This is a genomic window from Bdellovibrio sp. HCB274 (assembly GCF_047306075.1).
Lineage (GTDB): Bacteria > Bdellovibrionota > Bdellovibrionia > Bdellovibrionales > Bdellovibrionaceae > Bdellovibrio.
Genome location: NZ_CP178623.1, coordinates 1,727,629 through 1,748,419, shown reverse-complemented (window position 1 = coordinate 1,748,419; position 20,791 = coordinate 1,727,629). Strand labels below are relative to the sequence as shown.

Sequence of the window (20,791 nt, the reverse complement as noted above, 5' to 3'; positions counted from 1 at the left end):
CTTGAAACTAAATTGACAATCTAGATCGATCCCCGAATTCTAATGCTATGAAAACAATCATTATTCCCATTCTTTCCGTTTTGGTTTCCTTATCTGCAAATGCTGCCCTTCTTAAAACAGAGGCCAGCACCAACAAATTGGAGAGTGTGACTCTCTCATCTTCCGCCACGACAAACTCAGAAGGTGAAGAAATCAAACTGAGCGAAGTTGGAGCCGGACTGCGCGCTAAAAAAGTGTTTATGGTAAATGTAAAAGTTTACGTCGGCGAACTATACGTCGCAGATACAGGGAAGCTTAACAAAGCCGATCCTATGACTTCCCTTAAAGATCAAAAAGCCGTAGCCATTCAGTTGCACTTCATGCGCGAAGTGGATGCAGATAATGTTCAGAAGTCTTTCAAAGATGCTCTAAAAGCTAATTCTGTAAATTTAGATGACGCCCAAATCAAACAGTTCCTGGATGCGGTTTCAAAAGGCGGCGAAGCGGAAAAAGGAAAAGCTCTTACTATTCTGGGTACACGCCTTAAAGACGGTAACGAAAAAATCTCCTATGAAACAACCACCGGCAGTGTCACAGAGATCAAAGGCCCCGCGGGCCTGATTGAAAAAGTATTCTCTATCTGGTTGGGAAAACCCTCGGACGATGGCGTCGCTCAACTAAAAAAATCCATTCTAAAATAACCATCTTCATTTAAAGAAGTCGGCACCTTACCGGCTTCTTTAAACTTCAATCCGCTTATTTAATCTTCACTGGCCTTCATTAATCTTCACTCCGCAAATTCAAACTTCACTCCACTTCTTTAAGCTTCACCACTTCTTTAATTTCACTCCATGTGTTTTTTCAGAAAAAACCGCTGCCAAACCATCATAGATGTCTCCACACTCAAGCACTGAAACTCTTCTAAACCACATAATTTCCAATATTACTTAAAATCTTATGTTTCAAGCTCACCAATACGTCTTCTACACCCGAAGGTTCTTCGCCAACCCAAACCATCTCAGACGTGTTTGTTAGCAAAAACACTTTAAGAATTCTCAGGAAATGGAATTACCTTTTAAAATATTCAAGACAGTGACTGTACCGACTGAGAGTAGATTTCCTGCGTCCGAAGAATCTGGGCAAGAGCAGTTCATACGCCAATATTGAGCAACACATCGGCATCTGGATTTGCACCACAGACTGTTTTCTTATCCCCGAAAAGTCCTGTCGCTACATGAAAGGATGTTCGAATGAAAATCTTTTGTTTTGCTCCAGTTCTTAGAAAAGGTTCCTACAACAAAAAACTCATTCGCATCGCGAAATCTTTTGCCGAAGAATTTCCTGGCGCCGAAGTTGAACTTTGCGAATTTAACGAATTTCCGATGCCCCTTTATGATGGCGACCTGGAAACCGAAAAAGGAATTCCTGACGGCGTAAACAAGCTCGCTGAGAAAATCACTGGCGCCGACGCGATCATCATTTCCTCGCCTGAATACAATGGCAGCATTCCAGGCCCCTTCAAAAACGCCATAGACTGGCTGTCGCGCCTTAAACCCGTGCCACTTGAAGGAAAGCAGATCCTGCTAATTGGCGCCTCTATAAGTCAATTTGCTGCGATAAAAGGCAATTTCCACAGCAGAGTTCCTCTTCATGTTCTAAAAGCTTTTGTGTATCCGGATTACTTTGGAGTGGCGTTTGCCGAAACAGCATACGACGAACAAGATCAACTCAAGGATCAAAAACAAACCGAACGCTTAAAAAAACTTGTGCATGGCTTTCTTCAATACGCTTCGCGCAGCGAAACGCCCTTTGATCGACTCAATGAATTCTTCGAAGAGCAAAAACAAAGTCACGATGAAAACCATCCCCATTAGTATGTCCATGACTTGCATCAGAGTAGTCAGAGCCTGGATTGATCCTTGCCTCTGCGATTACCATTGTAACAAAAAAAGACCGAAGAGTTTCTTCGGTCTTTTTTCGTTCTTCTGTTTTGCTTTTTCTTATTAAATAATTAGCCGGAATTCCGATTTACGACAGCAGATCGCGATCGAAGCTCAACCGCTGGTGTAATCACCATTTTTTCTGGAGCCGTTTTCAACTCTTTCACTTCAGTTTCAGCTGCAACTTGATCAACCGGCTTTTCGCCAGAGAAATTCAACATCACAACACCCAACACAATTAATGATGTCGCCAACACCTTTTGCATTGGTAAAGGTTCATTGAAAATAACAAGTCCAAGTACTGCCATGATGGCTGTACCAACTCCTGCCCAAATAGCATAAACCACGCTGACCGGCAGAGTTTTAAGCGCAAACGTAATACAGAAAAAAGAAATAGCAAAACACAGAACCATCAACACGGATGGAATCAGCCGAGTGAACCCATCTGCGTATTTCATTCCGATCGTACCCAGGATCTCGAAAATAATTGCCGCCGCAAGATATGCATATGGCATAAAGCACCGTTTAGGATGACCTTTCTTGTCGTTTATTCAGTTTTTAGTTCCCTTGCCCAGATGACTCTCTGGGAGATCTTTTTTTGAATCCATGCGGAAAAAAGACTTAAAAAGCGAACAGGAAGAAAGTTCCTGTTTTTTGATGCTAGTAGAATATCATGGCGCCCGACAAAAAGCTCTCGCGACTGGACTAATTTTAATTATGCGCCTAAATTCAATAACTTAAGACGTTTCACGGTCTCAAATCGAGACGATCATTTTGATATTTTAGACGTAACTTTAGTAGTATTTTAGGCTTTATTTTGTACTCAAAATAAATATGAATTGCTTTATATTTCAGACATAAAAAAACCCGATCTGTTTCCAGACCGGGTTCGAGTAAAAAAAGAGCTGGCGTCGTGCTACTCTCCCACATGGTCGCCCATGCAATACCATCGCCGCAAGAGGACTTAACTTCTGAGTTCGGAATGGGATCAGGTGTGGCCCCTCTGCTATAAACACCAGCAAAGCGTTTATTAAAACAAAGATGAAGTACGTTTATACTTCGTCGTTCTTCTTTGCAACTTACTTCCAATACAAATGGAGAAGTTACTTTCTATTTCAGACAACTGAATGATTGATTTAATTGATTTTTAGCGAGTCGTTGTTAGTTCCAAGTTTTAACTCTCTTACTTATTCAGAGAGCTAGTCTCTCGTTCCCAATGAAGGGAAGTCTTAGAGACGAAATCTTCGTAACTTAAAAGTTAGAAGAATGTTTTTTTAAAAAAGCCTCACGACCTATTAGTACGGATCAGCTGAATACATTACTGTACTTACACCTTCCGCCTATCAACCTCGTAGTCTCCGAGGAGTCTTTAGGGGGCCGAAGCCCCAGTGAGATCTTATCTTGTAGTCTGCTTCCCGCTTAGATGCTTTCAGCGGTTATCAGTTCCGAACATAGCTACCCTGCATTGCTCTTGGCAGAACAACAGGAACACCAGAGGTTCGTCCATCCCGGTCCTCTCGTACTAAGGACAGGTCTACTCAAATCTCATACGCCCACAGAAGATAAGGACCAAACTGTCTCACGACGTTCTGAACCCAGCTCGCGTACCACTTTAATTAGCGAACAGCTAAACCCTTGGGACCTGCTCCAGCCCCAGGATGTGATGAGCCGACATCGAGGTGCCAAACTCCATCGTCGATATGGACTCTTGGATGGAATAAGCCTGTTATCCCCGGAGTACCTTTTATCCGTTGAGCGATGGCCCTTCCACGCGGGACCACCGGATCACTTTGGCCTGCTTTCGCACCTGCTCGACTTGTAGGTCTCGCAGTCAAGCCCCCTTATGCCAATGCACTCGACGCCTGGTTTCCAATCAGGCTGAGGGGACCATCGCGCGCCTCCGTTACTTTTTGGGAGGCGACCGCCCCAGTCAAACTGCCCACCAGACAGTGTCCCTCTGCTCGTAAAGAGCAGCAGGTTAGATTTCAAAGGTGCCAAGGGTGGTATTTCAAGGTTGACTCCACAAGGGCTAGCGCCCCTGCTTCAAAGTCTCCCACCTATCCTACACATGCCAACTCTAAAATCACTGCCAAGCTACAGTAAAGGTTCACGGGGTCTTTCCGTCTTTCTGCGGGTACTCGGCATTTTCACCGAGAATTCAATTTCGCGAGGCATTTGGTCGAGACACCGGAGAAGTCGTTACGCCATTCGTGCAGGTCGGAACTTACCCGACAAGGAATTTCGCTACCTTAGGACCGTTATAGTTACGGCCGCCGTTTACTGGGGCTTCGATTCTCAGCTTCGCTTGCGCTAACTAATCCTCTTAACCTTCCAGCACCGGGCAGGCGTCAGTATGTATACTTCGTCTTGAGACTTTGCACATACCTGTGTTTTTGATAAACAGTCGCTACTCCCATTTCTCTGCGACCCGAAAAAGCTTGGGGAGTAAATCCTTACACTCTCGCGGGCACACCTTTTCCCGAAGTTACGGTGTTAAGTTGCCGAGTTCCTTGACCAAAATTCACCCCATCGCCTTAGGATATTCACCCCACTCACCTGAGTCGGTTTACGGTACGAGCTAACAAATCTAAATTTACGAAACTTTTCTTGGATACATGGCTTTTCTCACTTCCGGATCAAAGATCCTCGCATTCACGCCTCAGTGTTATGTGCCGCGGATTTGCCTACGACACCACCTACACGCTTACACCTCAATCCAATAAGAGGCTGAGATAGCCTATACCGTCATTCCTTAAACACAATTTGCTAGGTAACGGAATATTAACCGTTTTGCCATCGATTACGCCACTTGGCCTCATCTTAGGACTCGACTAACCCTGGGAAGATTATCTTTACCCAGGAATCCTTGAGTTTTCGGCGCCCGGGTTTTTCACCCGAGTTCAACGCTACTTATGTCAGCATGATCACTTCTAGTTCGTCCAGCTGTCCTACCGGTCAACCTTCATCCTACGCTAGAACGCTCCCCTACCACTAAAATATAAAATATCTTAATCCAAAGCTTCGGTAACACGCTTAGCCCCGTTGTATCTTCCGCGCAGAGTCACTAGACTAGTGAGCTATTACGCTTTCTTTAAAGGATTGCTGCTTCTAAGCCAACCTCCTAGTTGTCAAAGTAACTCCACAACGTTCTCCACTGAGCGTGCATTTAGGGACCTTAGCTGTTGGTCTGGGCTCTTTCCCTCTCGACGCATGACCTTATCACCCTGCGTCTGCCTGCTGAGGAACATATCTGTGGCATTCGGAGTTTATTTGGGTTTGGTAATCCGGTAAAGACCCCTAGCCCATTCAGTGCTCTACCTCCACGATACTTTTTACTCAACGCTATACCTAAATATATTTCGGGGAGAACCAGCTATCACCCAGTTTGATTGGCCTTTCACCCCTAATCACAGATCATCAAAAGAGTTTTCAACCTCAACTTGTTCGGTCCTCCACGAGGTGTTACCCTCGCTTCAACCTGTCCATGATTAGATCACCGGGTTTCGGGTCTATGCCTGCAAACTAAACGCCCTATTCAGACTCGCTTTCGCTACGACTACACCTTCAACGGCTTAATCTCGCTTGCAAACATAACTCGCTGACTCATTATGCAAAAGGTACGCTATCACCCACGTAAGGGGCTCTAACTGCTTGTAAGCTTACGGTTTCAGTTTCTATTTCACTCCCCTCTCGGGGTTCTTTTCACCTTTCCCTCACGGTACTTGTTCACTATCGGTCACTAAGGAATATTTAGCCTTATGAGGTGGTCCTCACAGATTCCCACAAAATTTCACGTGTTTTGTGGTACTCGGGATGCCGCTAGAGCCATTGAGCATTTCGAACACGGGGCTATCACCCTATCTTGCCAGACTTTCCAGACTGTTGTTCTATACTCTCCGGTCCCATATCGCGGTCCCACGACCCCTCTTTCAAATAAATGAAAAAGGTTTAGGCTGTTCCCCGTTCGCTCGCCACTACTGGGGGAATCTCGGAATTGATTTCTCTTCCTGAGGGTACTGAGATGTTTCACTTCCCCTCGTTCGCTTCAGACACCTATGTATTCAGTGAATGATATCATAAAATGATGAGTTTCCTCATTCGGAAATCTCCGGGTCAAAGTGTGTGTGCCACTACCCGAAGCTTATCGCAGCTTACCACGTCCTTCATCGCTTCTTAGTGCCAAGGCATCCACCGTAAGCCCTTTGTAGCTTTAAAAAATGGAACTAACCTCGCTAAAAATCAACTAAATCAATCTATTCAATTGTCAAAGAACGAAAATCGTTCAAGCGCGAAACTTCTTATTCACCTCTAACAGACCAACTCAATTTGTTGAAAGTTGGTGGGCCAGGGAAGACTCGAACTTCCGACCCCACGCTTATCAAGCGTGTGCTCTAACCAACTGAGCTACTGGCCCATGTTAGATGCGTATAAGAGTTTTCACTCTTTCAAAACTAAACAGCTAGAAAAGATTTTTGGGACTCACGCTATCTCGGGAAGAGAAGCGTTGACCTAAGATTGTGATTGCTTTTTTCAAGACAAGCTTGAAATGCCGATCACCATAATCCTTAGAAAGGAGGTGATCCAGCCGCAGGTTCCCCTACGGCTACCTTGTTACGACTTCACCCCAATCATCGACCATACCTTGGGCGCCTGCCTCCTTGCGGTTAGCGCAGCGACTTCTGGTACAACCAACTTTCATGGTGTGACGGGCGGTGTGTACAAGGCCCGGGAACGTATTCACCGCGGCATTCTGATCCGCGATTACTAGCGATTCCAACTTCATGGTCTCGAGTTGCAGAGACCAATCTGAACTTAGATAGCTTTTCTCCGATTAGCTCCATCTCGCGACTTCGCTTCAGTTTGTGACTACCATTGTAGCACGTGTGTAGCCCTAGGCATAAGGGCCATGAGGACTTGACGTCATCCCCACCTTCCTCCGGTTTAACACCGGCAGTCCATCTAGAGTGCCCAACTGAATGCTGGCAACTAAATGCAGGGGTTGCGCTCGTTGCGGGACTTAACCCAACATCTCACGACACGAGCTGACGACAGCCATGCAGCACCTGTGTACCGGCCCTTGCGGGCTACGGCGTTTCCGCCAATATTCCAGTACATGTCAAGCCTAGGTAAGGTTCTTCGCGTTGCATCGAATTAAACCACATGCTCCACCGCTTGTGCGGGCCCCCGTCAATTTCTTTGAGTTTTAATCTTGCGACCGTACTCCCCAGGCGGGATACTTAACGCGTTAGCTTCGTCACTGAAGGGGTCAATACCTCCAACAACAAGTATCCATCGTTTATAGCGTGGACTACCAGGGTATCTAATCCTGTTTGATCCCCACGCTTTCGGGTCTGAGTGTCAGTGTCTAGCCAGATAGCCGCCTTCGCCACCGGTATTCCTCTTGATATCTACGTATTTTACCACTACACCAAGAATTCTACTATCCTCTCTAGCACTCAAGCTACGCAGTATCAAATGCACTTCTGGGGTTGAGCCCCAGGCTTTCACACCTGACTTACATAGCCACCTGCACCCGCTTTACGCCCAATGATTCCGAACAACGCTAGGATCCCTCGTCTTACCGCGGCTGCTGGCACGAAGTTAGCCGATCCTTTCTTACAGGGTACATTCATTGTGTTATTCCCCTGCGACAGAGCTTTACGACCCGAAGGCCTTCATCACTCACGCGGCGTCGCTGCATCAGAGTTTCCTCCATTGTGCAATATTCCCTACTGCTGCCTCCCGTAGGAGTCTGGACCGTGTCTCAGTTCCAGTGTGACTGATCATCCTCTCAGACCAGTTAAAGATCGTCGCCTTGGTGAGCCATTACCTCACCAACTAGCTAATCTTACGCGGACTCATCTTAGAGCGAAAAACCTTTGACCTCGAGAGCCGCAGCTCCTGTGGTCTTATGCGGTATTAGCTAATCTTTCGACTAGTTATCCCCCACTCTAAGGCAGATTATCCACGCGTTACTCACCCGTGCGCCACTAGTACTCACCCGAAAGCTTTCCCCGTTCGACTTGCATGTATTAGGCACGCCGCCAGCGTTTGTTCTGAGCCAGAATCAAACTCTCCAGTTTAAATTCTGAATCTTGCAAACTACTAGCTTACGCTTGTTGTTTGTTCGAATATTTTTTGAAATTGTGAATACTGATTACTCAGTATTCTAAGAGCCCAAAAATCTATTTCTTCTAGCTATTCAGTTTTCAAAGAGCGAAACATTTCTCATCGTTAATATTACTTAGCGACGAGGTAGACGGTTGTATCGAAGACCGAAGTCCTTGTCAACACCCTCTCAATCTTTTTTCTCAATTTTTTTCAGAAAGAAAAAATTCAGAAAATTGATCAGAGGTTCAGCTGCCAGCAAGAGTTAACATTATTGAATACAAATCAATAAGTTAGATCAGCTGTTTATGCTTGGTTTTTCAAACATCGCGGCGGTGAGGCTGAGTTATAGGCTCGTTACCCAATTCAGGCAAGGGCTTTTTTTATTATTTTCGTTTGCAGTTTAATCGGGCAAAAAGTGCACTTTTTGCCGAGTTTATGGGCATAATCTACCTCCGCAGCGCTTCATGCTGAAAATCCGGGCTCTATTATATAGGCAAAAATGCCAGCGAAACTGTGCTGTAACCTGAGGATGCCTAAAAACACATGTCTTTCAGCACTTTACATATATGTAAATCCCATAAGAGTCCAAAGCACTGCCACTATCTTTCAAGTGCGCAACATTATCCATAAGGAGGATATAATGAAAAAGAACGTACTTCTAATTGCAGCAGCTATCGCTTTCACTGGTCACTTTGCTTTTGCAAATGATGCTGAACAATCACAAAGCAAAACTACAGACACTTCTAAAAATCCTATTACAGGATCTACGACTACAACTGAAAAAGAAACGACTAAAATGAATGAAGGCGACAAGAAGATGGAGAAGAAAGCCAAAAAGAAAACAAAAAAACATTCTGATGGCTCTTCGAAAACAACTACTGAGACTGAAACTACAGACAGCCACTAGTTAAATATCAAAACACAAATTAAAAAGAGCAGGAAGTTTTCCTGCTCTTTTTTTATTTCCACTCTTCTCAGAAAACTCTGCCTATCAAACCTCCATCCGCATACTGGTGAATCTACACTCATTATTGGGGATCCCGATGCTTTACTATTACTTCGACATCACCGTCGGTCTCCGCCAGAGGATTAAAAGTCACGGGGTTATAGGCCCGCTCCCTCTTTACTGATACGACGTCGGCTTTAAATGTATTCTCGGAACTTACAGCCCGGGCGAGTCCTTTTTGAATCTGTTCGCCTTCGACAGTTGTACTTTCTATTAAGGAATGAAAGTCATTGCGAGCTGTCGCCAGCGATAGATAGAACGTGACTCCAAAAAACATTATCCATCTTTGTGTCATATATTCCCCCTGCTTTACTGATTACTAAAGCAAGGAGCGAACCATCGCTAAACCCCTGGTATTGTGTGAGCTTGGATGAATAGACTTCGGAGAACTATTTCTGACTCCATTTATGGAACCTCCTGTAAAGCGGTGGGTTTCCAAAAACCTGTTCAGGATATGAACATGTCAACGCCCTGAGCATGGGAATCTACTTTTGCATTCGCTTTGACTTCACGTGAACGGTTTTGCTCTTTGAGATTTGAGACAGGCTGGCGATAGAGCGCCGAGATGGCTTTCGAGCTTTCTTCTGCGCTATGTACTTTTCGAAAGTCACGAGTGGCTTCGCTGGAGTACTCACACTTGAGGCGTTAATAAACGATTCCCCGCCCGGTGTCGCATCATAGAACCCTGAGACTTCCATCGGCATAGCCTGCTCGAGCGCTTTGTTTCGGACGTTGTGATAGTGAGTGACTTTATTTCTGATTTTACCAGGCAAGGGGCTAATGACATTGAACGCGTGAAAGACAAATAGAAAGCTTAGCAACGTTGAAACAGAAAAGTTCATTAGCACCCACCCCACGAGTAATAGCAGAATAACTGAAAACACAGCACTGCGTGCGCAGAATAAGATTTCTCGTATTCAAGAGTTTCAATGTGCGATGTTCATGGAAACTGATTGCAGACTTTGTGAGTTAAATTTTCGAATCGAATGACTCCACCAGAGCGGCACAGACGGCCGCTCTTCGGAGTATTCGGGAAATCATAAGCCTTGAACCTGACATTGCAGATGGGATTCCGCGGAACCCTTTTTAGAGTGGAAAAATAGGCTGAATTCCTGCTTTTGCCCTGGGATCAGATTTACAGCGGGAACCAAAACATCAGGCTTTATTTTGGTCAGTGTCATTTTATTAAAAGTTGTGACTTTAATTCCCTGAGCAACGAACGCGAGAGTTACGCCTCTTTGAGACGCTGATCTTTCGAGTACCAAAGGGTTCACGCCATCAAGAGTATAGTCAAACCCTGCGACTTCACCGCCACCAGCGGGGCTAGTAATATCGGTTAGCTGAAGTTGCCGACCATCAATAGTGCATAGAATATCAGAGAAACTCAACCGCGCCTGACCTGGGAATTTAGCCTCCTGCAGAACTGCTTTAACTTTATAGTTTTTGTATTCTTCCCAGTTAAAATCATTTGCCGGAGTCAAATACAGCTCCAATGAGCCGCGATCAAAGCCTACCGCTTCGACCACGGAATCCACGTTTTCAATTAAAGAACGAGTGCGGGATATTTTACCCGTGGCACAATCTGCGATTTCGGATTTTAAAATGGATTTAAAGATAGTCAGCTTTCTGCCAATCAGTGAAGGCAATGCATACTGTTTATCTTCATAAAAGTTTTCACCGGAAGTTATAAATCCATTTAAAGACGGGCAAAAAGCACTGAAATTCAGCGCTGTGGCTTCAATAAGAGTATTGACCTTGTTTTGCAGCAGCTCTGCATTCACAGAAGCCATAACCTTCTGAGACTCAAGCGGTGCGAGTAAAGTGCTTCGTTTTAAAATGGCATTTGAAATCTGCTCCTGAGAGTCGGTATCGAATCCATAAAAAGCTGCAGCCTGCTTGAAGGCTTGAGCCAATAGACTGATATCAACTACATTGGTGGGGCTCAATGGGAGGGCAAAAGGCATTCTGTTTTCTTTCAGGGCCCGATAGAACGCTATGCCGTTGGTATCTTTAGATTCTTGAATGAGCTTCTCTAGAAGTATCGTTTCTGGGGTCGGATTCATTATCCCCGCCAGATCCATTCTTAATCTAACAACTGCATCCAATACTTTTGCTCGAATCACTTCTTGGGCGGACGCCTGAGACTGTGACTGGGTAGCCTCTGTTGATTGCTCCACCGTAATTTTTTGATCGTATTTAGATACCTGACCGCCTTGCAGGGTCTTGACCGATACCTCTCCTGAATCTTTGGAATTTCGTGTGTAGAGGTCTGTCTCAGACTGAGACAGCAAATTGCCATCACTGTTCGGTTGGCAGCCAGCTGTCAACAATATGAAAGTGCTAATCAATATATGCTTTCTCATGAGTTATTTTCCTATCTGAAATTAGATCATTACCAGTTCCATGCCTGTTTTTTTGGGGGCCTGACAGCTGCCGGAGTAAACAACGCGGAGTATATAGTTTTTACGTGAGCCTGACTAAAAAATGATCAAACCTGCAATCTCCATAGGGTGCTTGGGAAAATATTTGTTTATTTAGTGAGGAGTGGTACATAGGGAACATGGAAAAAAGCGCCAATTTCGAACTGCCCTATGCGAATATCTCTGAACAATATACAGATGCCCGCATGCTTTTGCGTGAGGCTCTGAAGGCTACAGGCCGCGTATACCTGTCATCGCGCTTTGATGACCATTTCTTTACTCTATCAAATATTGAACAGCTGAATCTTCTGCAAAGCTTAGAGAGTTGGTCGAAGTTTATCCTGGAGTTTGTCGCTTCTGGTGGGAATCATAAAAAGACCCGCGATGTCCTGAGATATTATCTATCTCGCTTGAATTTCACAGCTCCAGACAGTTTCCTGAATCAAATCCAGGACGGCGATGTGGTTGAGATTTACGGGAGTGATTCGCGCAGACTTTTTGCCAACCCGGAGCTTTTTGATTTTTCCTCGTACGCTCCAGATGTGATGTTTTCCGGTCAATGGTGGAACCTGTACGAGCGTGATCCGATGATCTCGCAAAAGTTACAGGAAATTGGATATGAAACCTTTATGGGTTTGAATAAAACCACCGTCCAACCGGATATTCCGGTTCATACGGTAAAAGAACTGCGTTCACAGGGACGCTATACTTCTGAAGTGCAGATTCGCGCGGTTGCACCAATTACTATTGGTACAACCGTCGTGGCAGTTGCTGCCCTGGAAACCTTTAGGCTGCTTGAGGGTGTGAAACCTTCGCACATTCATTCATAATTCTGTAGTAAATCTCCATGGACTCGCACAGGTTCTGATAGATATGTGCGCGTTCCTGGTCTGTCACCTGATCTACCGCCTTTAAAACATCCTGAAAATGTTCAATGTCTTCTTCGGCGTGCACTTTTAAAAACGTATAACCTTTAATGCCGGCAGCTTTAATTCTGTTAAGAACTTGAGGGCCGGACTTCGCAGCAAGACCTTCCAGGAAAAGAGAATAACCCAAGTGGGAAGTCGGACCGACTTCTTTGATCCAGTAGTATTGTGTTTTCCAGAATACGTCTGTGAAGCTAAATACAGCGGAAGCTTCGCTGCGCATGAATTTAAGATCGTTCTTGCTCATCTTCTCATGGCCTTCTTCCTCTTCGATATGGTGTTCGAATTGAGCCTTCAATGGATGACTTTTTGGCAAGAGGTCGTTGCACAAATTAAGAAACGTCGACGTATGAGCAACGAAAGCATTTGTCTGTGCTACCCATGAACTATAGAAATTAACGTTTTCCCATGGCATTGTTTCGATGAAGTTGCACATTTCATCCACTTTGGCAGTCGCTTTTTGACGGAACTCTGCTGGTTTCATTGTCTTCTCCTGTATTAATAAATTTCTAAATTTAGGCTGCGATTTTTCGCGATTGAGGTTTACCACCCCACATGGCATCGATGGTTTTTCTGGTAAATTCGTCGGCTTCTTTAGGCGTTTCGTATTTACTCATCACCATTACGGAACATAGATTATTGTATTTGCTGATTTGAGCGATTTCTGTGAAGCCGATAAGGTCTCCAAGAAAATTGACCTTGCGATCCATGCGCGCGATACCCAGGGCGCCTTCAAGACCCAACTCGTTCATGACCTTTAGTCCTAATCGGACGATCAATTCCGCGACCTTCGGCCCACCCGCTTCTTTAGAGCGAAACCCTGGCGCCACGGTCAGATATTCCATCGCTAAGAAAGAATTAATTCCGCGCTCTTTAAGTTGAACTTGAGCCTCTTCTGACATTGCTCGCACGTAAGAATGTTCCAAACTACTGGACTCCCGCAGATCAAAGGGACTGTAAAGATGGAAGCCCGCAACTTCGTCGTCTTTCAAAACGACCGCAATCACCCGCGCACGCTGAAATTCGTCGTGATTCAGCTTTGCTCCACGAGAAGCAAGGTCCGCACCGAACTCTGTCGACCAGAGGTGAAAACACTTGTTAACGTAGCTGATTTCCTGTTCCGTTTTTGCGCCGATGGTATAGATGAGGCGGTATGAAAAGTTCATGTAATTTCCTCTTGGTATGTTTTAAAAAACACGGTCCTGTTTGCATAAACAACAACACGATGATACTTCGGACGTGCACTCAGAAATGTTTAGAGGGGAATCCAAGAAATGCGTTCGTGCGGTGAATTTCTAGCCAATTGCCGAAAAGTCAAAGGTCTGTCTCAGACTCAAGTCGCAGGTCTTCTTGGCTACGAATCGGGACAATTTATTTCAAATTGGGAACGCAATCTGTCCCAACCACCAATCCCTGTTCTGAAAAAGCTCGCGGAAGTTTACGGCATTCCCCACGAGACGATTTTCAACTTTATTTTGGAACGCCAGATTTCAAAAATTACGGAACAAACCATGGCGCGTAGAGTGGCGATGGAAGATTTGGATCGATCCATCGCCAGAGGTCTTCAACACCAGTAAACCTGTTTTTAACTCAGATAAGTTAAGAGTTTTCTCTCTATTTCCCCTCTCCACCCCAGTTTGATTTTGCTGAACTCAGCGTCCCTATCATTGCTAATCGTGCATATTTCGCCGATAAAGATATCAAGCACATGTTAGGAGACTGAACACATGGAGCTCGATCGGGAAACCACATGCATTTACTGTCAAAGTCCATCAAATGGATCGCAGTATTGTTGTGAGGCTTGCCGGATCCTGGATACGCAAGTAGGTCCGCTTCGCCTTGCATCCTCAAATCCGTTTGAACACCTGGATCAACCAGAATTCAAAAATCTGTACCAACAAAGCAACGACAAAGATTATGACTTTTTGATTTTTTGCGAAGGAATGCACTGTTCTTCCTGCGTGCACTTGGTGGAAAAGCTTCCAGAATTTTGCCCTGGCGTTACTGAAGCCCGAGCGAATTTTGGGCAATCCACAGTGGCGATCAAGTTATCAGCGGAAGGCTCTTTGGCGAAAGCAGCCCAAAGTATTTCAGAATTGGGGTATGTTCCAAAAATTCTGAGCGCCCACGACAACATTCAGGATAAGTACACTCAGGAAAATCGTACGTTCTTAAAACGGATCGCTGTGGCTGGCTTTTGCGCCGGCAACATCATGCTTTTCACGATTCCTATTTATGCCGGCCTTTCTGGAACCTGGGAGATGGTTTTCAATGCTATTGGGCTTTTGTTGTTTCTGCCCATTCTGCTTTTTAGTGCCCAACCATTTTATCAGGGTACACTGAATGCGCTAAAATTCCGCACTATCAACGTGGACTTGCCGATCACTATTGCGATGTTGAGTGGATTTCTTTTGTCGACGTGGAACTTCATTCAAGGCAAGGGTGACATTTACTTTGATAGCACTGCAAGTTTTTTGTTTTTAATCTTAAGCGCGAGATATCTGCTTAAACGCGTTCAACAAAATTATCTCGCCCCAGCCCGCATGCAGACCTACTTTCAGAATCAGACTTATGAGTGCATCAATAATGGCCAATCTGCCCTGATCCCCTGGAATCATATTCGTCCAGGTGATTTGTTTAAGGTTAAACAAGGCCAAACACTTCCGACGGACTGCACACTGGTTGAAAACCCTGCGACCATTGATACTTCGTTATTTAATGGGGAATCCCTGCCTCAGGTTTATAGTGTGGGAATGAACCTTTTAGGTGGCACAAAGCTTTTAAGTGACGCCGTTACTGTGCAAGCCACTACTTCGTTTGAGATGAGTCAGATCGGTAAGTTATTTAACGACTTGGATCAAAAGAGTTATCAAAAAAGCCATTTTGTGGGATTGACTGAGCGGTTGGCACAAAAGCTGATCGTCCTGGTATTTTCTATAGCTGGAATCTTTGCGTTTCTGTATTCGTTCGTAGATCCTTTGGAAGCCTTTCAAAGAGCCTTGGCCTTAATAGTCATTGCTTGCCCTTGTGCCCTTGCCTTTGGATCGCCATTAACATTGGGACTTGCTCTAAAAAAGGCCCAGCGCATGGGGATTTTGATTAAAAGTTCAAATTCATTTGAAAAGATTTTGAATATCCAAAACATTTTCTTTGATAAAACTGGAACTTTAACAGAAGGCAGTTTGAGCCTAAATCCCACAGAGGATATTCCCTTAAAACTGCAAGAGATCATTCTGGCTTTGGAAGCCAAATCACAACACCCTGTCGCTTTTGCGCTTCGTAAAGTTTGGGGGCATATCACTCCGGCAGCAGGTGGCAGTGGAATTGAAGAAGTTCTGGGGCAAGGTGTTCGGGGCTTCTTTAGCGGTGATCTGTATGAAATTGCACCGGCTAAGGCCCACGCAGCTGGCGACTCGGATATCGCTGTTGATGTGATCTGCAATAATGAAATCATCGCGAAACTTTCTTTCAACGACCGACTGCGCGTCGATGCCCCAGACATTGTTAAGACTTTACACAAACGGGGTTTAAGAACTTTCCTTGCTTCCGGAGATAAAACGATCCGCGCGCAGGGAGTGGCGAAGGAATGTGAAATTCCGGTGAGCAATGCGTTTGGGGAGCTTTCTCCTCAGGATAAGTTTGAACTGATCAAAAAATATCCGAACAGCTGCATGATTGGTGACGGAGCCAACGATTCACTTTCACTGCAGCAGGCGACCGTCGGTATTGCGGTGAAAGGCAGCGTCGATTTGAGCCTTCAGTATGCCGACATCTATTTCACGCGCGGTGGATTGCAACCGCTTCTGGATCTATTTTCTCTGGCTGAAAAAACACGCCGAGTTTTGACGAGAACGCTTTCGGTGTCGTTGCTTTACAACCTGATTGGCGGAAGTGCGGCATTGCTGGGTTATATCGATCCAATGACTGCAGCCATCCTGATGCCGATTAGTTCCGTACTGATCGTGCTCACCTCACTTTGGGGGATGAAATGAATATTTTAGTTTTAATGATACCAATGGCTTTACTACTGGGTGCCGGTTTCCTGTACTCGTTCTTTTGGGCAAGCTCCAAGGGACAATTCGATGACCTTGAGACCCCGGCCCACCGTATGCTTTTAGATGAAAACGAAAGGACTGAACGTGAACACATCAAATAAAGTTATAGAGAAAATCATCTATGACGACGATGTCGTAAAGAAATTCGCGCTTGCCACAATGGTCTGGGCCGTGGCGGCATTTCTTTTCGGCTTAATCGCTGCTATCCAAATTCCGTGGTGGCCGGCGAACCTGAATATGGAATGGCTGACCTTTGGCCGGATGAGACCGCTTCACACCAATGCCGCGATTTTCGCGTTTGGTGGTAATGCGATCTTTGCAGGGATTTACCATTCTTCTCAGCGTCTTCTGAAAACACGCATGTATTCAGACGTGCTATCGCGCATTCACTTCTGGGGCTGGCAGCTGATCATAGTGGCTGCAGCGATCACCTTACCTTTGGGATACTCCCAGGCAAAAGAATATGCCGAACTTGAATGGCCTATTGATATCGCCATTGCGGTGATTTGGGTGGTGTTTGCGGTGAACTACTTCATGACGATCCATCGTCGTCGTGAAAAACATCTGTATGTTGCCTTGTGGTTCTATATTGCAACGATCATTACGGTAGCAGTGTTGCATATCGTGAACTCGATTGAAATTCCGGTGGCCTTTATGAAGTCTTATCCGGTTTATGCCGGGATTCAAGATGCCATGGTCCAGTGGTGGTATGGACATAATGCGGTTGCGTTCTTTTTAACGACACCTTTCCTGGGGTTGATGTACTACTACATTCCCAAGGCGGCGAATCGCCCGGTTTACTCTTACCGACTTTCGATTATCCACTTTTGGTCTTTGGTATTCATCTACATCTGGGCTGGTCCCCATCACTTGCTATACACGTCACTTCCTGAGTGGGCGCAAACACTGGGAATGATTTTTTCTGTGATGCTTTTAGCTCCTTCATGGGGTGGTATGATCAATGGTCTATTGACCCTGAAGGGTTCATGGCACTTGCTGCGTACGCAACCGCTTCTGAAGTTCTTTGTTGCCGCATTAACATTTTACGGTATGGCGACTTTCGAAGGACCGCTTTTATCGATTAAATCAGTGAGTGCACTGGGCCACTATACGGACTGGATTGTGGGCCACGTTCACGGTGGTACATTGGGTTGGAACGGCTTCCTGACTTTCGGGATGCTTTACTACATGATTCCTAAACTGTGGAAAACGAAGCTTTACTCGAACAAGCTTTTGGAAAATCACTTCTGGTTGGGACTTGCAGGCGTCATCGTTTACTACGTATCGATGGTTGTCGCTGGTATCACTCAAGGTTCTATGTGGAGAGCCGTGACCAAAGAAGGAACTCTGGTTTATCCGGACTTTATGGAAACCGTGGTTCGCATTGTTCCACTATATTGGGCGCGCGCTTTGGGCGGCACTCTGTTCCTGATTGGCTTCCTTTTGATGTGCTACAACATCTACATGACTATTAAGCTGGCTCCTAAACAATCCAAAGAGCCGGAAGCAGTTGAAGTTACTCGTACAGGTTACGATGAGATTCCTACGACAGGGCATCGTAAACTTGAAGGCATGGGCTTCGTATTCTCGGTGCTTGCGTTTTTGGCAATCGCTGTGGGATCTTTCATCGAGATCTATCCGACACTTTCACTGCATAGATACATCAATCCAGCTCAAGTCACCGACCCTTATACTCCCCTTGAACTTGCGGGCCGCGGAATCTATGTGCGTGAAGGCTGTTACGTGTGCCACTCGCAGCAGATTCGTCCGATTGTTTCTGAAGTATTACGTTACGGACCAGCTTCAACTATTGAAGAGTCCATGTGGGATCGTCCGTTCCAATGGGGTTCTAAACGCACTGGACCTGATTTGGCCCGCGTGGGTAAGAAGTATCCGAACCTATGGCACTTTAGCCACATGATCGATCCTCGCGCAGTTACTCCAAGCAGTATCATGCCGAACTATCCGTGGTTAGCAGATAAAAACACAGACTTCATGCGCCTGCGTAAAGAGATTTCTGTGATGAGACTTTTGGGTGTTCCTTATGACGATAATACCGCAGCCAATGCTGATGGTATCGCACAAAAACAAGCCAAAGAAATTGCTGCTGACATTGAGGCAAATGGTGGACCGCGCGGCATGGAGAAAAAAGAAATCATCGCTTTGATCGCTTACCTTCAGTCGCTGGGTCAGAAAGGAAAAGCACAATGAAACAACTAGGTTTAAAAGCCTTCACTGACACCTACCTTACGTCATTTGGGCTGATCATTTTCTTTGTTTTCTTTGTTTGTGTTTTGTTTTGGGTTTATCGCAAAGGCAGCAAGAGCCACTATGGGGCTATGGAGCAGATGCCACTGATGGATGAGGAGTTTTCAAATGCAAGATCAAAATGAGCAAAAACCGGCGGAGCACTTTCACGAGTACGACGGTATCATTGAGCTTGATAACAATCTTCCGACCTGGTGGTTATGGTTATTTTTTCTAACCATTATCTTTGGAGCCTTATACTACCTTCACTATGAAATTGCAGGTGGACTGACTCTTAAGGATGAACTGGCTATTCATATGGCCGAACTGGAAAAACAAAAATCAGAGCACGAAGCTGCGGCACCGGCAGAAACAGAAGATGCTCTTCTTGCGGCTTTTGATAAAATTGACGCGAACATGGGCGCTGCGGTTTTCACCAGTAAATGTGCTGCCTGTCATGGTCAGGCCCTGCAAGGTTTGATTGGTCCTAATTTAACCGACCACTTTTGGATTCATGGCAAAGGAACTCGTATGGACATCGTGAAGGTGATCCGCGAAGGCGCTCCAGAAAAAGGTATGCCGCCTTGGGGCACGAGCTTAAAACGCGAGGAGCTTTACGCAACCGCAAAGTATATAATGTCCAAATTAGACTCGAAACCTACTGGTGCTAAACCACCACAAGGAGAAGAAGTAAAATGACCCTAGATCCAAACCTTCTTACCTCAGTTGATGAACATGGTGATCGAATCGCGATTATCCCCGCAGAGGTAAAAGGTTTCTACAAACGGCATCGCACGTGGGTGCATGCCGTTTTGTTAGTGATTTTTCTGGCTCTTCCATGGACCACGATCCGTGGAGTGCAAACAATTCTGATCAATATCCCTGATCGCGAATTTTCTTTCTTTGGAATTTTGTTCCACGCCCATGATACTCCCCTGCTGTTTTTTATTTTAGGCACTTTGGTGTTGGGATTGGCCTTTGTAACGGCTGTTTGGGGGCGCGTGTGGTGTGGCTGGGCCTGCCCGCAAACGGTATTTATTGAAGCCGTTTTCCGCCGCATTGAAAAATGGACTGAAGGTGGCTATATCGAGCGACGCAAGCTTCGTACCGAACCCTGGACGTTCGCTAAATTCAGAAAAACTGGCAGCAAATGGGTTTTATTCGTATTGGTCTCGTCGCTGATCGCACACAGCCTGATTGCTTATTTTGCCGGGGCAAAAAATCTGCTGCTAATGATGGAGAATCCGCCTTCTGAAAATTGGACTTATTTTCTTCTGGTGAGCATTGTCACTGCAGTCGTGCTTTTTGATTTTGCCTGGTTCCGGGAGCAGTTCTGCGTGATCATGTGTCCTTACGGACGATTTCAATCATTGTTGATTGATAACAAATCCATGGCCGTCGTTTATGACACCAAACGCGGCGAACCTCGACGTGGTATCAATAAACCTGGGGAATCACAGGGTGACTGTGTTGCCTGCAACCGCTGCGTGAATGCCTGCCCGACTGGCATCGATATCCGTAACGGCCTGCAGATGGAATGTATTGCTTGTACCGCCTGTGTTGATGCCTGTGATGAGATCATGGAGAAAGTGAATAAACCGAAAGGGCTCATTCGTTATGACACTTTGGATTTTAGTAAAATCAAACTAACCCGCCCTCGCCCAATGGTTTACATGGCGGTGTTGATGATGCTGATTTCCGGGTTAACCTATGCGATTACCACCAGAGACGCCTTTCACTGGACGTTGCTGCGTGGTCAGGGCATGCCGTATTCTTATATCCAGGTCGATGAACGCAAAGATATTATTCAGAACCAATACAAAATTCATATCCAAAACCAGGAACGTGTTCCGACTGAATATCGGCTTTCTTTAGATCAGAAAATCATTGAATCCGGCGTGGTCTTGACTGTCGGTGAAAATCCTTTGGTGCTACAACCGCACGAAGCCCGAGAATGGTATTTCTTTGTGAGACTTCCTGAAAGCATGTTCCAGGGAACTTCAGGGCAAATTAAAACCAAGGTAAGAATTGAAAGCCACCACGACAAAACAATTAACGTCAGCGAAAAAGAACTGATCATAGTGGGGCCGCGGCAATGAACCCGGGA

General features: G+C 45.5%; 17 protein-coding genes, 1 tRNA gene and 3 rRNA genes. 11 read left to right on the top strand and 10 right to left on the bottom strand.

Annotation, left to right across the window (positions count from 1 at the left end):
- Positions 1–47: 47 nt before the first annotated feature.
- Positions 48–680, top strand: a complete 633-nt coding sequence (locus ACLWNV_RS08530; protein WP_413587505.1) for a chalcone isomerase family protein — start codon at positions 48–50, stop codon at positions 678–680.
- Positions 681–900: 220 nt separating this feature from the next.
- On the opposite strand, the gene ACLWNV_RS08525 is transcribed toward ACLWNV_RS08530, so the two are convergent.
- Positions 901–1,023: a hypothetical protein gene (locus ACLWNV_RS08525; protein ID WP_413587504.1), complete on the bottom strand. Its 123-nt coding sequence runs from the start codon at positions 1,021–1,023 to the stop codon at positions 901–903.
- A gap of 206 nt (positions 1,024–1,229) precedes the next feature.
- On the opposite strand from ACLWNV_RS08525, the gene ACLWNV_RS08520 reads away from it, so the two are divergent.
- Positions 1,230–1,853: an NADPH-dependent FMN reductase gene (locus tag ACLWNV_RS08520; RefSeq protein WP_413587503.1), complete on the top strand. Its 624-nt coding sequence runs from the start codon at positions 1,230–1,232 to the stop codon at positions 1,851–1,853.
- 137 nt (positions 1,854–1,990) lie between these two features.
- On the opposite strand, the gene ACLWNV_RS08515 is transcribed toward ACLWNV_RS08520, so the two are convergent.
- From ACLWNV_RS08515 to ACLWNV_RS08495, 5 genes are all read right to left on the bottom strand, one after another.
- On the bottom strand, positions 1,991–2,434 hold the full coding sequence (locus ACLWNV_RS08515; protein ID WP_413587502.1) for a DMT family transporter: 444 nt from the start codon (positions 2,432–2,434) through the stop codon (positions 1,991–1,993).
- Between the two features lie 388 nt (positions 2,435–2,822).
- A 5S ribosomal RNA gene (gene rrf / locus ACLWNV_RS08510) occupies positions 2,823–2,939 on the bottom strand.
- A 254-nt stretch (positions 2,940–3,193) separates the two neighbouring features.
- A 23S ribosomal RNA gene (locus ACLWNV_RS08505) occupies positions 3,194–6,134 on the bottom strand.
- 122 nt (positions 6,135–6,256) lie between these two features.
- Positions 6,257–6,333 (bottom strand) — tRNA-Ile (locus tag ACLWNV_RS08500).
- 155 nt (positions 6,334–6,488) lie between these two features.
- A 16S ribosomal RNA gene (locus tag ACLWNV_RS08495) occupies positions 6,489–8,002 on the bottom strand.
- The 16S, 23S and 5S rRNA genes sit together here with 1 tRNA gene alongside, the layout of an rRNA operon.
- Before the next feature lie 668 nt (positions 8,003–8,670).
- Between ACLWNV_RS08495 and ACLWNV_RS08490 the strand changes: the two genes are divergently transcribed.
- On the top strand, positions 8,671–8,937 hold the full coding sequence (locus ACLWNV_RS08490; protein ID WP_413587501.1) for a hypothetical protein: 267 nt from the start codon (positions 8,671–8,673) through the stop codon (positions 8,935–8,937).
- Between the two features lie 121 nt (positions 8,938–9,058).
- On the opposite strand, the gene ACLWNV_RS08485 is transcribed toward ACLWNV_RS08490, so the two are convergent.
- Together ACLWNV_RS08485 and ACLWNV_RS08480 are read right to left on the bottom strand one after the other, a co-directional pair.
- Positions 9,059–9,331 carry a hypothetical protein gene (locus ACLWNV_RS08485; protein WP_413587500.1) on the bottom strand — a complete coding sequence of 91 codons (273 nt, stop codon included), beginning with the start codon at positions 9,329–9,331 and terminating at the stop codon, positions 9,059–9,061.
- 742 nt (positions 9,332–10,073) lie between these two features.
- Entirely contained in the window at positions 10,074–11,399 is a 1,326-nt protein-coding gene (locus tag ACLWNV_RS08480; protein ID WP_413587499.1) for a hypothetical protein, read from the bottom strand.
- Positions 11,400–11,596: 197 nt separating this feature from the next.
- Between ACLWNV_RS08480 and ACLWNV_RS08475 the strand changes: the two genes are divergently transcribed.
- Positions 11,597–12,286 (top strand): hypothetical protein, encoded by a 690-nt coding sequence (locus ACLWNV_RS08475; RefSeq protein WP_413587498.1) that lies wholly within the window; start codon positions 11,597–11,599, stop codon positions 12,284–12,286.
- Here ACLWNV_RS08475 and ACLWNV_RS08470 read toward each other — a convergent pair.
- Entirely contained in the window at positions 12,243–12,866 is a 624-nt protein-coding gene (locus tag ACLWNV_RS08470; protein WP_413587497.1) for a hypothetical protein, read from the bottom strand. The two genes, ACLWNV_RS08475 and ACLWNV_RS08470, sit on opposite strands and share 44 nt — an antisense overlap.
- A gap of 31 nt (positions 12,867–12,897) precedes the next feature.
- Complete coding sequence (locus ACLWNV_RS08465) at positions 12,898–13,548, bottom strand: hypothetical protein (RefSeq protein ID WP_413587496.1); 651 nt, start codon at positions 13,546–13,548, stop codon at positions 12,898–12,900.
- 108 nt (positions 13,549–13,656) lie between these two features.
- On the opposite strand from ACLWNV_RS08465, the gene ACLWNV_RS08460 reads away from it, so the two are divergent.
- From ACLWNV_RS08460 to ccoG, 7 genes are all read left to right on the top strand, one after another.
- Entirely contained in the window at positions 13,657–13,959 is a 303-nt protein-coding gene (locus ACLWNV_RS08460; RefSeq protein ID WP_413587495.1) for a helix-turn-helix domain-containing protein, read from the top strand.
- Positions 13,960–14,109: 150 nt separating this feature from the next.
- Positions 14,110–16,374, top strand: coding sequence for a heavy metal translocating P-type ATPase (locus ACLWNV_RS08455; RefSeq protein ID WP_413587494.1), 2,265 nt, complete (start codon positions 14,110–14,112; stop codon positions 16,372–16,374).
- Complete coding sequence (ccoS, locus tag ACLWNV_RS08450; RefSeq protein ID WP_413587493.1) at positions 16,371–16,538, top strand: cbb3-type cytochrome oxidase assembly protein CcoS; 168 nt, start codon at positions 16,371–16,373, stop codon at positions 16,536–16,538. The genes ACLWNV_RS08455 and ccoS overlap by 4 nt, the downstream gene beginning before the upstream one ends.
- Positions 16,522–18,648, top strand: coding sequence for a cytochrome-c oxidase, cbb3-type subunit I (gene ccoN / locus ACLWNV_RS08445; protein ID WP_413587492.1), 2,127 nt, complete (start codon positions 16,522–16,524; stop codon positions 18,646–18,648). The genes ccoS and ccoN overlap by 17 nt, the downstream gene beginning before the upstream one ends.
- Positions 18,645–18,830 (top strand): CcoQ/FixQ family Cbb3-type cytochrome c oxidase assembly chaperone, encoded by a 186-nt coding sequence (locus tag ACLWNV_RS08440; protein WP_413587491.1) that lies wholly within the window; start codon positions 18,645–18,647, stop codon positions 18,828–18,830. Before ccoN ends, ACLWNV_RS08440 begins: the two co-directional genes overlap by 4 nt.
- Entirely contained in the window at positions 18,814–19,383 is a 570-nt protein-coding gene (locus ACLWNV_RS08435) for a cbb3-type cytochrome c oxidase N-terminal domain-containing protein (RefSeq protein WP_413587490.1), read from the top strand. Before ACLWNV_RS08440 ends, ACLWNV_RS08435 begins: the two co-directional genes overlap by 17 nt.
- Positions 19,380–20,783: a cytochrome c oxidase accessory protein CcoG gene (ccoG, locus tag ACLWNV_RS08430; RefSeq protein ID WP_413587489.1), complete on the top strand. Its 1,404-nt coding sequence runs from the start codon at positions 19,380–19,382 to the stop codon at positions 20,781–20,783. Before ACLWNV_RS08435 ends, ccoG begins: the two co-directional genes overlap by 4 nt.
- Positions 20,784–20,791: the final 8 nt, after the last annotated feature.